Source organism: Saprospiraceae bacterium, from assembly GCA_016717265.1.
Taxonomy (GTDB): domain Bacteria; phylum Bacteroidota; class Bacteroidia; order Chitinophagales; family Saprospiraceae; genus Vicinibacter.
In genome coordinates, this window is record JADKFX010000001.1 from 108,922 (window position 1) to 122,533 (window position 13,612).

The 13,612-nt window shown below is 32.8% G+C and carries 11 protein-coding genes and 2 pseudogenes; 8 read left to right on the forward strand and 5 right to left on the reverse strand.

Annotated elements, in window-relative coordinates:
- Window positions 1–85: 85 nt before the first annotated feature.
- From IPO86_00585 to IPO86_00605, 5 genes and pseudogenes are all read left to right on the forward strand, one after another.
- Window positions 86–586: a TonB family protein gene (locus IPO86_00585; protein MBK9726592.1), complete on the forward strand. Its 501-nt coding sequence runs from the start codon at window positions 86–88 to the stop codon at window positions 584–586.
- A 166-nt stretch (window positions 587–752) separates the two neighbouring features.
- Window positions 753–938, forward strand: a complete 186-nt coding sequence (locus IPO86_00590; protein MBK9726593.1) for a hypothetical protein — start codon at window positions 753–755, stop codon at window positions 936–938.
- The gene (locus IPO86_00595) at window positions 926–1,213 is read left to right on the forward strand and encodes a type II toxin-antitoxin system RelE/ParE family toxin (GenBank protein ID MBK9726594.1); all 288 of its coding nucleotides are present in this window, start codon (window positions 926–928) and stop codon (window positions 1,211–1,213) included. Before IPO86_00590 ends, IPO86_00595 begins: the two co-directional genes overlap by 13 nt.
- A 233-nt stretch (window positions 1,214–1,446) precedes the next feature.
- Window positions 1,447–2,925: pseudogene (locus IPO86_00600) on the forward strand (IS1182 family transposase).
- A gap of 264 nt (window positions 2,926–3,189) precedes the next feature.
- Window positions 3,190–4,443 carry an alpha/beta hydrolase fold domain-containing protein gene (locus tag IPO86_00605; GenBank protein ID MBK9726595.1) on the forward strand — a complete coding sequence of 418 codons (1,254 nt, stop codon included), beginning with the start codon at window positions 3,190–3,192 and terminating at the stop codon, window positions 4,441–4,443.
- 378 nt (window positions 4,444–4,821) lie between these two features.
- Here the strand turns inward: IPO86_00605 and IPO86_00610 are convergent, their stop codons facing one another.
- Window positions 4,822–4,983 carry a hypothetical protein gene (locus IPO86_00610; protein ID MBK9726596.1) on the reverse strand — a complete coding sequence of 54 codons (162 nt, stop codon included), beginning with the start codon at window positions 4,981–4,983 and terminating at the stop codon, window positions 4,822–4,824.
- Between IPO86_00610 and IPO86_00615 the strand changes: the two are divergent.
- The 3 genes and pseudogenes from IPO86_00615 (at window position 4,952) to IPO86_00625 (ending at window position 6,119) form a co-directional block, all read left to right on the forward strand.
- Window positions 4,952–5,296 (forward strand): annotated as a pseudogene (locus IPO86_00615) (type II toxin-antitoxin system RelE/ParE family toxin). The gene IPO86_00610 and the pseudogene IPO86_00615 sit on opposite strands and share 32 nt — an antisense overlap.
- Window positions 5,280–5,582 carry a helix-turn-helix transcriptional regulator gene (locus tag IPO86_00620; GenBank protein ID MBK9726597.1) on the forward strand — a complete coding sequence of 101 codons (303 nt, stop codon included), beginning with the start codon at window positions 5,280–5,282 and terminating at the stop codon, window positions 5,580–5,582. The pseudogene IPO86_00615 and the gene IPO86_00620 overlap by 17 nt, the downstream one beginning before the upstream one ends.
- Window positions 5,583–5,672: 90 nt before the next feature.
- Complete coding sequence (locus IPO86_00625; protein MBK9726598.1) at window positions 5,673–6,119, forward strand: helix-turn-helix transcriptional regulator; 447 nt, start codon at window positions 5,673–5,675, stop codon at window positions 6,117–6,119.
- A gap of 983 nt (window positions 6,120–7,102) precedes the next feature.
- On the opposite strand, the gene IPO86_00630 is transcribed toward IPO86_00625, so the two are convergent.
- Genes IPO86_00630 through IPO86_00645 form a run of 4 tightly spaced genes read right to left on the reverse strand, consistent with a single transcriptional unit; the run spans window position 7,103 to window position 13,606 of the window.
- A complete protein-coding gene (locus tag IPO86_00630) occupies window positions 7,103–9,874 on the reverse strand; it encodes a T9SS type A sorting domain-containing protein (protein ID MBK9726599.1) in 2,772 nt (923 codons plus the stop codon).
- Window positions 9,875–9,914: 40 nt separating this feature from the next.
- Entirely contained in the window at window positions 9,915–11,318 is a 1,404-nt protein-coding gene (locus tag IPO86_00635) for a hypothetical protein (GenBank protein ID MBK9726600.1), read from the reverse strand.
- Window positions 11,299–11,865 carry an RNA polymerase sigma factor gene (locus tag IPO86_00640; GenBank protein ID MBK9726601.1) on the reverse strand — a complete coding sequence of 189 codons (567 nt, stop codon included), beginning with the start codon at window positions 11,863–11,865 and terminating at the stop codon, window positions 11,299–11,301. Before IPO86_00640 ends, IPO86_00635 begins: the two co-directional genes overlap by 20 nt.
- A gap of 22 nt (window positions 11,866–11,887) precedes the next feature.
- Window positions 11,888–13,606, reverse strand: coding sequence for a carboxypeptidase regulatory-like domain-containing protein (locus IPO86_00645; GenBank protein MBK9726602.1), 1,719 nt, complete (start codon window positions 13,604–13,606; stop codon window positions 11,888–11,890).
- Between the last annotated feature and the right edge of the window lie 6 nt (window positions 13,607–13,612).

Consider the following 13,612-nt stretch of genomic DNA (forward strand, 5'->3'; position numbering starts at 1 on the left):
TGCTAAATTTGAACATTCGTACATTTAATCCCAGCCTTCGCCAAGCTGCAAATCGTTGGCTGTCATTACAAAAAAATTAGGAAGCATGAAAAATTTAAATAAAATAATCCTATTTGTTATATCTGCTCAATTAATTTTTAGTGCTATTAGTATTGGCCAAAAGATAAATTTGATAACTAAAATTCGTGATTCTACAAAAGTCCAATCCAGTAAAATTCCATCCTTACCAATCTTATACTTTATTGATCAAAACAATAATGACATTTATGAAAGTCTTCAATTAAAAGAAGAGCTAATACCTTTTATTGGTTATAAAGCATTTATAAGAAAATTAATATCGACAATTAGATATCCAACCTTAGCTAAGGAATCAGGAATAGAGGGAAATGTAATTTTAGAAATATTTGTTGATGAGTTAGGAAATATTGCTAAAGTAAATATAAACCAAAGTGTTTCTAAAGAATGTGATGAAGAAGCTCGAAAAAGGTTTATTGATGCAGCTATTAATGGATATGCTCAACTAATAATTGATTCGAAGCCCGTAAAATATAAGATGCACTTCCCGATTAAATTTAAACTGAATTAAAAAAAACGACCGCCAACACTAGCTTGACACAATGCCGCCAAAATTATTCATATTTGCCATCAACCATACGTTAAGGTGGTGCAGCGTCTATGCCAAATCCGTTAGCTCGCATGCAAAACATTTGTAAAGTCATGCTGTTATTATTACCTTAGCAAAAAATAAAGAGATGACAATAAAAAAACAAAAACTCATCGAAACATTCCAAGCTCTTCCTGAAGATGTTACGTTAGATCAAATATTAGATCATATTATGCTAATGGACAAAATTGAAGAAGGCCTTAGACAGTCTGACTCAAGAAATGTAATCCCTGATGAAGAATTAGAAAAACACCTTCCTAAATGGTTCGTTTAAATTGGACACCACGATCACTCAAAGATTTAGATTCCATTGCTGAATACATTTCAGAAGATTCTGTAAAGTATGCTATAATTCAAGTTAGACGAATTAGAAATAAAGCTAAAATAATAAAAGATCATATATATATTGGAAGACCAGTACCAGAGTACAATGAACCTGCAATAAGAGAAATCATTATGGGAAATTATAGGATCATTTATAAGATATTTTCAACAAAGGAAATTGATATTTTAACAGTGCATCATTCATCAAGAATGCTCAAACTCTAAATCAAAGTAAAAGCACGCAAACTAACACGGCATAGACGCTACACCGACGTGCATCCTTTATCATTCACTCTTAATTTTTTTTCGGTAATGAATAACTTATTTCTTAATTTTGGCTGCTAGATAATTGGCGGTGCTGCGTCTATGCCAAATCCGTCAGGCTGTGAAAAAACTAGCTGAAAAATAATTAGTAAAACTCTTTGGTATATTATTAATGATTCGCATTTTTATATACTATGAATCATGTAACTGGCTTACCACGATTACAAATGCAAATGTGTTCACTTGAGGATAATATTGATCAAGAAAACCCTGTGCGATTTGTTCCTGCCCGACTGCAGGCGGGGATCTATTTGTTGAACAATTAGATTTATTAAAACTTGGCTTTGATGTTAATACTTTAAAGAATGTAGGACGTCCAAGTTTTGAATCTTCTACTCTATTAAAAATTTATTTGTATGGCTATCTAAATGGATTGAGAAGTAGTCGTATGTTAGAAAGTAAATGTTGCCGCAACATTGAACTCCAATGGCTCACATTAAGATTGAGACCAAACTATCATACGATTGCTGATTTTAGAAAAACAATCCTAAAGCATTGAAAAGCGTGTTCAAATTGTTTGTTTCCTTTCTTAAAGATATTGATTTAATTGGTGGTCAGATTATTGCCATTGATGGTACCAAATCCAGAGCCCACAATAGCAAAAAAAATAATTATAATCAGAAGAAAATTGATAGGCACTTAGCTTATATTGAAGAGAAAAGCAATGAATACTTAAATCAACTTGATCAAAACGATATATAAGAAGATTTAATTAAGGTTTTTAATATCCAGAAAAAGCTAAATAGACTGAAGCTGAATAAAATTAAATACGAAGTACTTCAAGAACAACTTAATTCTTCAGAAGAACCACAAGTTAGTACTACAGATCCGGACGCAGGTGCACTACTTTTGCTTGGTCAAGTTGTTGAAGTGGGTTACAATATACAAACAGCAGTAGATGACAAACATAAATTAGTTGTCGCAACACATACTATTAATCGAAATGATCGGAATGCGCTCACTGATATTGCATTAGAAGCAAAAGAAAATTTAAATGCAGATAGCTTTGTTGCAATTTTAGATAAAGGATATCATAATGGCAGAGAAATTCAACAATGCGCAGATTCAGATATAATTACAATCGTTGCTCCTTCCACAATAGTCAATAGTAATGAACACGGAACCACTCCGGATTCTGTTGTTACACATTTTGCCTACAATCAAAAAAAGCGATAGTTATACCTGTCCTCAAGGGAAAATATTAAATACAACGGGTACCTGGCATAAAAAAACTAGAGATCGTAAAACAAGCTATAATTACAAAAAATACAGAACACCAGAATGCAAATCATGCCCAGTAAAAAACTCTGCACAGGAAGAGCAAGCGGAGGTAGAGAAATAGAAAGAAGTGAATTTGCAGCTGCAGTAGAAGCAAATAATCAACGCTAAAAAAAAATGCTGCATTATATAGCAAGCGTCAAGAGATAAATGAACATATTTTCGGAACCATTAAAAGAAAATGGTGATATTATTACACCAACTTCACAGGACTTGAAAAAGTCAATGGAGAGCATAGTCTCATTAGGTTGGTATTTAACATAAAACGTTGCTTTACAATACTTGGAGTACCAGCACCAACCGAGAAATTAAAAAATTGGAGTTCACCTTACAAAAAAGACTCTACTTTCATTCCAAAATGCCTTAATTTAAGACTTTTGGAGCTTTTATTGTTTTGTAATACTATTAGGCAATTAAAAAAATACTACTCATATACTTTCTAAAATTGCGTTACTTGAACTTATTCAAAGTGCTTTTTGGAATTATGAATAAAATTGTTGGTATTTTCACACTCTGACGTTGGCGGCGGTATTTTTAGACCGGCAGTATTTCGATTAAACCCTTTGACATTTTGAACGCTTACCATGACATTAAAAAATATGAAAACAGAAATACTTATCTTTTCAGTAACTTTCTTTGTACTAATCGTCAAATTAAACGGACAGTATTGCACGAATGACTCTCGCTATACCGAAGTACAATATTTCGATTCCACAGAAATTTCAATTGGAGCAAATATTCAATTCGGTACTGCCTTAGACCACTTGGGAAACCCTTATATTTTGAGAATGGATCTTTACTATCCAAATCTTACAATTGACCCTGCTCCTAAACGTCCATTTGTTATGCTGTTTCACGGTGGTGGATTTTCATCTGGCGATAAGCAATCAGGTGACATAAAAGATTTATGTATTCACATGGCTATGAGAGGTTTCGTTTGTGCCACAGTAAATTATCGGCTGGGTTATGACTTTTCTGAATACGGTCAGTACAAAGCAAGATACAGAGCTATTCAAGATGGACATACTGCAATGCGATATATCGTTAACAATGCAAATGCTGTTAGAATTGATACCAATTGGCTATTTGTAGGAGGACAAAGTGCAGGCTCTTTACTTGCTTTAGGCATGGTGTATGCAGATCAATCTGAATTTGACAGCGTTTCTCTTTTATATAACGCAACAGCTACAAGTGTTGAATTAGGAAGCCTTAGTACTTCAGGAAATAATTTAACTAATTCGTATTCAATTAAAGGCATCTTTAATAATTGGGGAGGTGTAAATGCAACAGAAATAGATATCGAAGAGATGATTCCTACTGTTGCATTCCATGGAGAACTAGACACTACAGTATTAATTGACGCTGATAATTCCTTTTTACATTATACTCTAAATGGTTCACGAACTATACATAATGACTTAATAGCTAAAAGTGCTTGTAGCGATATAACAATAGACACAACAGGCGGACACGGAATTTACAGAAACGCTAGTAGTGTATTTAGAGCAAGTAGAGCAAGTTGCTTTTTTAAAAGTGTTTTTTGTAACAATTGTTCAAACTTTTACACGACAGACTCGATTCCATCAAATTGTTCATCACTTGTAAATATAAACGAGTATAATCTCAACTCAAATATTTTAGTGTATCCTAATCCTTTTGAAAACTCATTTAAAATTGAGGGTGTTGCAGGATCTTTCAATTTAACAATTTACAACTGCTACGGACAGTTGTTATACAAGGACAAAAATAATAGTGGAAACATTCAGGTTGATTTAATTCCCGGGGTTTACTTTCTGACCATAAGGCAACTTCAATCAAACAAATCAATCACGACGAAACTTATAAAAAATTAACTGCTTAAAACAACATCTAAATTCAATTTGGGCATTCGGCTTTGGCATTTGCTGTTTAATTAATGAAATAAAAAGTAATTTTGTTTTGGACTAATCAAATGAGAGAACGTTCTTATATTGGATACCATCCTATCACAAGCTCAAAAGGCTTACCGAACGGTATAGTATAATATAAGAACGGGAGCAAAGATAAGCGTGTTAGAAAATCTTAATGCTTAAGAGGTTTGACTATCTTAATCTGCTCCCGTTCTTTCTATTTATTTTATCTTTACATTAGAGTAAATTTAATTAAAATGTAAACATAGGACGGGTTTGGCAAAAGTGGCGGTTCTGTGCTCCGCAGACACATTTGTGGTTAATCAAACTTTGTTCTCCGCATCAACATTTATGGTGAAAATCGCCACCACCGCCATGCCCGAAAATAACGCTATAGAAGACTTCTAATAAATGAACTAAATTAAAAAAATCGTGTTGTTCATTCGGACAACTTGTTATATCTTTGTTTCTAATGAGCGATATCAAGGTTCGAACGATATTCATATTCAAAGAATACCTTTCCGACTACTTTAAAAAACAAAGCTTGAAAGTCAAAGAAAAGATTATCTTGACTTTCTGATTAATTGAACAAATTGAACACGTTCCAGAAGAATTCTTAAAGCATCTTGAAGGAACTGATGACTTGTATGAAATTAAAATTAAACAAGGAGGCAACAGTTTTAGAATATTATGCTTTTTTAATAAGGGCAGATTCATAGTTATAGGCAATGGCTTCCAAAAAAAATCACAAAAGACTCCTAAAAATGAAATAAGTAAAGCATATAAAATTAGAGAAGAATATGAAAAAGAAAAGTAATGTAAAGACTTTAGATCAATTTGTAAACGAACAATTTGGAAAAAAAGGAACCACAATACGAGACAAACACGACAAGGGTTATGAATCTTTCAAGCTTGGCATATTATTACAACAGGCGAGATTAGAAAAAGGACTTACTCAAGAAGAATTAGCTGATCGATGTGGCACAAACAAAGGTTATATATCTAAAATAGAAAATGATATCAAAGAGGTTCGTATTTCTACTTTGCAGAAGATAGTTGAATTGGGCTTAGGTGGACAACTTAAACTTTCAATCAAACTATAAAAATGAAACGCTTCGAAGCTACTATAACATGGTATAAAGACAAGCACTAACGCGCCAGCGAGTATACCTTAAAAGTCAGCTAACATTTTGATGAAACTAAAAGACATACTACCAAAATATCAAAAGTATCTTCTGGGAATTGCTCTTTTAATATCATCTATAGCAGTTTCAATAAGGTCAAATGATGGAAAAATTAATTTGGTATTACACCAATACCCAACTCTTATCTTTTTTATGATAGTAATTAGCTCTTTCTTAGTTACAATCTACTTTCAAATAAATAAAAGGAAAATTTCTAGCCTTTCGAATGAAATTAAGGAGCAGTCCAAAATTAAAAGTGAAGGATTTGATGCTCTACTTAATGGATTGACGGAGAGACAAAGGGAAGTGTATGACTTGATTATTTCGGGAAAGACAAATAAAGAAATACTGACTGAGCTATTTATCGAGCAAAGCACGCTGAAGTCACACATTAATCAAATTTATGGGAAACTGAATATCAAAAGCAGGAGTGAATTGAAGTCAAAATTAAAATAATGATAATCAGCATTTTATAACAATATCAACCCTTTTTCAACCCGAGATTATTTGTTCTAATTGATGTTCATAAGGATATTTGCGTATCATAAATTTTCACTAAAAATAAAAGTATATGAAAAGTAATTTATTGTACTTCGCAATGTTCCTGATGATTCTCTGTTTACCATTCAGAGGAAATGAAAACGAAGTTTGGTGGCTATGGGCAGATATGCTTTGGATACCGATGGTGTTCATATTTAGTTCATTGATGTGTGTAGGGCTTTACTTGTTCAAAAAAGAAGGGATTAATAAAACAAACGTTAGCTAACATTAAGTCGTTTTTACAAAAGCCACGCCATGCAATAGGCATGAAGATCAAAAACTCCGATAAAAGATTAACAAAATTGGTTTTTGAATATGCGGTGTTCAGCGAGACCTGTGTATACGTGCGTAAGTATTAAATAAAACAAGAATTAGTCATTCCTATAATTGGAGAATCGAATATATTTCTAGCTTTTTAATATGGTTTCGCCATTCCAAAAGCCAATTATTCTTTTTAGATATGGTGATTTGCTTAATGTATTTTTTATAGAATGTTACCATAACGTAGATTGTCTTTTTTGGGAGAACATTTGTTCTTTATGATATTGATGTCGATTAAAATTCCGTTGAAATAGATTTTAGTCTTCCCAAGAATCACTGAATAATACAGAACGTACAACAGCTTATATTGGACAAAACAATAAAACAACAGAGACTTCTAAATGCATTTGATGTGAAATCCTATTTTGGGTGGCCTATCTATGGAAAACAAAAGCCAATGACATTTAGCTTAATAAAACCAGGTAAATGGATAAAGTCAAAATTAATTTTTACAATCTGACTTTAATATGGAAAGTGAAAATACACTCTTAAATAAAATGAATTGGTCTGTCATATTTGGAGAAAAATAAGAGGACACAAAATTGTGTCCTCTTATCATAATAATCAGAAATGTTTCTCTATTTCTTTATCAAAAGTTTCTTATATATTCTACTTCCATTATTAAGTACCATCAAATAAACTCCTGCTCCAGGAAATAATTTTGCATTCATATTTATATAATTTTTTGCACTGGAAACGAAATACGTATTTTGAAACAACTTCTTACCCTCCAAGGTATAAATTTCAAGCATGATTGCACCAACTGATTCATTATCTAACTCTATTTTAAAATTATCATTGAACGGATTTGGAAATACATTCAAATATCCCAAGTTGCCAATTTTTTCGTCAGCTGTTGACGTAATTGCTTTGGATTCAAGTGTTGGGATGGACAACTCAATATCAGAACTAATTACAAATAGTGGAATCGGAAAATGAGTTGATGACATTGCTTCATTAACCATACCTTCAAATTTAGAACGCACCCGAATTTTCAAAAACCCTCCGGAAATTGTCATCAAGCTAATATTAGGGTTAATTAATAAGCATCTCCAATCTCCTCCTTCGTTAATTGTATAATCAGACTCTTTCACAAGATTTAACAATGGCGAGGTAATATCAAGAATTTCAATTTTTTTCTCGTCAAACAACTGACCAATTTGAACGCCATACACTTTATATTCTTCTGCTGACCGAACCCATATATCATATGTCTGGTCAATTCTAACATTAAAATTATCAACGAAAAAACTAAACTTCTCTCCAGACCTTACTTCAATAATTGGATTCTGCACAAAAATACCATTTCCATTAATGTCACCTTTCTTAACGGGCACTATATTATAGTCAAAGCGTGGTAAATTTTGAAGTTTAATTTCTTTAATTAACTGTGGCTTAGCAATATTGTCTGAATAAAATTGAACGTCATCACAACTTAATTTATTGGTGATGCCCAATACTAACCTTCTCAAATCGAATATATCAAAAATGGTAATTTTGTTATCACAATCTGCATCCGCTGCAATAGCCTGGTAAGAATTAAATTTCAGAACGCCTAATAGATTTTTGATAATTTGTACAATATCAAAGGTCGTAACACCAGATCTCACATTCGGTACTTTAACTCCCGGGATAAGAAATCCAGACTGAGTATTATTGGCTGTGTCTATGCACAAGCTATAATCTAAATTAGAAAAATTTACGGGTTCTCCACATGCATACAATGGAATAATGTTTAGTTCATCATTCAAGTTAAAATTAAAGTTGTTTTGTACCCCAATGGATTCAAGATTGTAATTTAGCAATTTTCCTCCAATAATGTTTTTTGTATTTGGTCCGTTACCTTTAAAAACAAAATTTACTGTAACAATACAAGATGTTTGGTTTCCAGATAAATCGGTTACAAAAAGAGTAACATCCATTGTCTTACCTGCATCAAGTATATTAAATTTTAAAGATTTTATGAACTCCTCTTTATCGAATGAAAAACTTAGTCCCCCGCAATTGTCAAAGCTCGCATTATCTAGCATTTCTGGGAAAAGCGTGACTTCTCCTGAACTTGGTACAGCAAAAGTAGCCTTCTCATTGCATATCGCCACTGGTGGAATGGTATCTGTGCCACAATAAATTTTAAATACCTGGTTGTGATTGTAAATTTCTCCTGAACACCAATTAACAACTGTCCAGGTTCTAATTATTTTATAATCTTCTCCGCATGGAGTAGGTCCAACTGGAATAATAAGATCATTATACTTTGCTTCCATCCGAATACATGAATTAGAAATTGGTCTGCCTGTAAATTCCGGTACAGGAATAAATCCATCTTTTCTTGGCCACTTATCTTTACAATTTAATTTTGGCAAATCAAGTCCATCGTAATTGTGTAAATTTGAAAATATCCCATTCAGAGTTCTTTCAAATTTCACTAATTGTGTAAATTGTTTATTTGAACCTCCAGGAAAGATTGCTGTCCATATTCTCGTGATCTCAGCGGTATTAGGATCATTGCATTCTTTTGTAACAAGTTGATCTGTATAACTCACACTTATTCTTGGACATGCTGGATTGTACTCCACATCATATGTTTGAAGGGAACCAGTCTGTTCAACTTTATAATGAGTAGGAAAAGGATATCCTACATCTCTTGGATCAGCATCTTGGATGCAATTGGTTGTGACTGAATTATTACTAAATTTAAATTCCCCTTCCGGATCGCACACTCCAAAAAGCCCATAACTTACTTCACCCCAGCAATAATTACCGGTCACTGAATCTTCGACCCGATATTGAAATAAACGGGGTAAACTTTCATCTATTTGGACAATGGGTAAAAAAATAGAGCCATTATAATAGCTTATTTCAAAGATATGGTCCCTACAGTAACTTCCTTCCAGGAATTGATCCACTGACAAAGGCAAACTACCACCTTTTTGGATACTGAATTTTAAAGCGTCATTGCAAACTAATGTTTGAGTGCAGGTACTAATAGATATTTTTCCAATTGCTTTTGCAATATTTCCCGCTTGATCGATTGCAAATACGGCAAGGTCCAATGGAAAATTAGTATTTCTTTGTATTTTCTTTTCATTATCACTTGCAACCTCTGAAAAAGAGTAACGCATTTTGTCTGGTGGAGTACAATTATCAATACAAAGACTTACCATTTCTTCAGCTCTTAAATTATATTCAGAGGCTATATCTAAATACACAGTATAATTGCTTTTTACAGATAAAAAAGGAGCGACAACATCCGGACTGCAATCTTGAGCAAAAAAAGAACCGACACTAAATTTTATGAATATTAAAGACAAACACAAAATTTTTTTAATCCAATTTGTAGAATTTTTCATAATATATTATTTGTTTATAAAATTTTAAAGTATAATTAATTTATTTTAACCGATAACACATCCCAACTTGAAAATTAAAGGATCCATGCTTTTCACTGATACCACTTTCGGCATCTTTCCAAAAACCCAATTCTCTCTTTCCTAGCATTCCCAAAACTAACTTCAGTTCAGGACGTATACTATAATCTACTTGAATGCCATATAAAATGCTGCACGGAATTTTCGATAAAGAAATATTTTCTCCATACGGAACCAATTCCATTGATTTTGTAGCACTGTTTGAAATTCTTCCGCTAAATTTTTGATAAACCGGAATGCTCAATCCCAAAATAGAAGACAAACTCCAAGATCTATTTATATCTTGAATATAACTAAATGTTATGGGAATTGAGATTAGAGTTCGGTGATGATATAATTTTCTCGAAACGTTTCTATACTCATTTACTACAATTGCACCAGTATCTTTCGTTAATTCAGCATTTGCATTCACTTTCTCAAGCAAAACTTGCCCATAAAGCACATGAGGAATTGTATCTTTAAATCGCTGTGTAAAACGAAGTGTATGATATTGATAGTCTAATCCAAGCCCAAAGCCATAATGTCGCTTGAGCTTAGTGTGTACCATTATATTTGCTCCATATACACTTTCAGAATTCTCTAATGCCAATCGCGTATTCAATCTTGTTGCGGGTCCATCCAAAAATTGATTTAATATTCCTATTGAGCCCATTGCCTTTAATGAAATAGGAATGCCTAATTGATTCTTGGATAAAGCAATTTGTCTGGTGAACTCTAAATTCTCAAGAAGCTCCAATGGAATCTCTTCATTCAAAATTACAATCTCCTTTGTTGGCAAAAGATCAACAACCAAATTCACTTTTTTTGACCAATCACCTTCTACTATCGTGCTGTCCATAGTATTAGAAAAAGGATTTTGCATGATGCTTAACACTGATTTTTCAATCTTATAAGCAGCTGAATGATGAATTAATCCGCTTGTTGCTTCATTAACAATATGCTTAAGTACCATTTCATACGGCGTCCCATTACTCGAAGACACCGCTTGAATAGATGGTAAAACAACTTTTTGCAAGGTGCACTTCGCATAATTTATTTCAGACAACTTATCTGACAATGTGCTATTTGGAATTTGCGCATTTGCAACAAAGGTCTGTTCATTATTATTTTCAACTAATCTCAATGGGAGTTCCTTTAAACTTGCTGCAATTCTATTTCTTTCATACATGCCCGCACTCTCATAATAATAATACGAACCCAATGCTCCCATCGCAATAGGAAAGAATAACCAAAAAATAAGTCCTCGCCTTGATTTTTTCTTTTTCAACTTCGGCTCCAGCAACGCCCACTCCTTTTCTTTATCTAAAGACAATTTTTTTTGCTTAAAATTTTGTCTTAGCCATTGATCAAATGATGAATTTTTCATAATTTGTAGTATATAGTGACTCCAATTTTTTCTTTAGTAATTTACGTGCTCTGCTCAACTGCGAACGAGATGTACTTTCTGATATATTCAATGCAGCAGCAATTTCCACGTGTTCCAAACTTTCAAAAACATACAAGTTCAGTATGGTGCGATATCCTTCTGGTAAACTTTGAATTTCCTTCAAAATCTCTTCCTCCTGAAAATTGCTTTGATCAAATTGCACAATAATATCATCCTCAGGGCATACCTCTTCCAAAGGACTAAAAACTATTTTCCTGGAATGGAAATGGGTAATGATACAATTTTTTGTAATCCGATATATCCAGGCATGTATATCCCCATCTTCCATTTTATAAGATTCGAGGTATTTAAATATTTTCAAATAGGTCTCCTGAAATAAATCTCTTGCATCGTCCTGATTACTGCAATACCTTCTACAAGTCGTCATCACCCGATCCGATGTTAGGTCAAAAAATTTCCTTTGACAGGACCTGTCATTATCCAAACAACCATTTATCAGTAATTTTAACTCTTGCTCCAGTATCATGAAATGAATCCTTATGGATGATTTACTGAATTACTGCTCTAAAAAATACGACATCAGAAATAAACTTCTCTTTTGTCTGATCGTTTTCAATGATAACTTTTGGCAAGTTGCATTCCATCAAATTCACACCATTTTCATTAAATAAATAAAAATCAGGTTCATTGATCAATTCCTTTAATTTATAGGTGTTTTGAATAAAAGATGAATGCGTCATACGCCAGTAAAATCCATTTTGCTGATTACTTAATTTCTCCAGAATGAGTTTTTCAGTAAATTGTCCTTTATTGCCGTATTCAAATATATAAATAATGTTGGCTGTATTTTGAGAAGCTATTTTTCTTACACGGCAATTAGAGTAACTGGTATCAATCATATTGAAACTAAACCTGGCCAAACTAGATACCTTATCCTCACAAAGTCTAACAAGAAAATTCTCTCTAAAAGTGATATTGATTTCATAAGATTGACTGATGTTATTTCCAGTATCAACCGCTTTGATTTCATTTCCTTCTGTATTGCAACATAGTATTTGGGTTTCAAACTTACCGAATGCTAATATTGGAAACGCCAATGGCTTTTTCATCTTATTTGTAATTATCATATATCCCCGGATGTCGTTGCTGCCATCACATTGTATTACTGAACCCGAAATTTCATTCAAAAAAGGTATCTTGTCATGCAAAACAATATTTTTTTCAAAATCGCTGCTCATGGATGGCAATTCAAATTGATAGCTTACTACATTACATTCAGAATGTAAGCTAAAATTATTTGAAGCAGACTTAGCAAAATAGATTTTATATCTTCCTGAATAAGTCGATCTGCTTTTATAAGAAGGCTCATTATTTATAAGATTTTGAACTTGACTAAATTGCATTTTTCTTCCATTATCTTGACCTATAACACCAGTACATAAGGCATAATCGTCTATTCTTCCTATGCATAAATTGTTGACTTGAGTTGTTTCAAATTGATAAATTCCATTAGTATAATTCATTTGGACAGATTCTTTCCAAACTTTATTTTCAATATCAAAATAAAACAATCGAAGAGTTGCATTAAGTGAAGATGAAGGAGCAGTATATTTTATTTTAATCCGTTTTGTGAAGGATAACAATTCACCAGATTCGATACTCCACGCCTCAATCCCCAAATGATACTTTGTAGTAAGTAATTTAATGGTTGAATTAGAATCTTTTACAAAATAAGCTGCTTGCTGTTCTTTAAATAAACCTGGGTCTCTGTATTTCGGAGCTATTTTGTATTTTCCGGTAAATAGTGTTCCCGATTGAGTCAACAAAGCATTTGCTGGAATTTCAATATCATATAAATTATCATAACTAAAGAATGCATCCTGGCTTGATGAAAAAGAATTAGTGAAAATTTTCTCTTCGAGGATTGTTCTTCTAAAACTCAAATCACCTGCAAAACCATCGACCGTTTCCAAGCCATCAAAGTAATTATCCGCCACAATAAAAATATAATCCTGCAAATCGTTAATATATACATTTTTAAATTGGTAAAAACCATTATTGTCCGTACGTGTCATCATTTTTCCAATGTTGACTTGAGCATTTACAATAGGAATGCCTTTCGGGTCAGTAACCAACCCCATTAAATTTGTTTCAATGATTTTACCGGGCGGATTGGGTTTATCTATAATAATGTCAATATACTCATCATTCTTATGGCAAGAAAGGACGGTCATCAGGCTGATCAACAATATAAAATATTTGCTCATGTTACA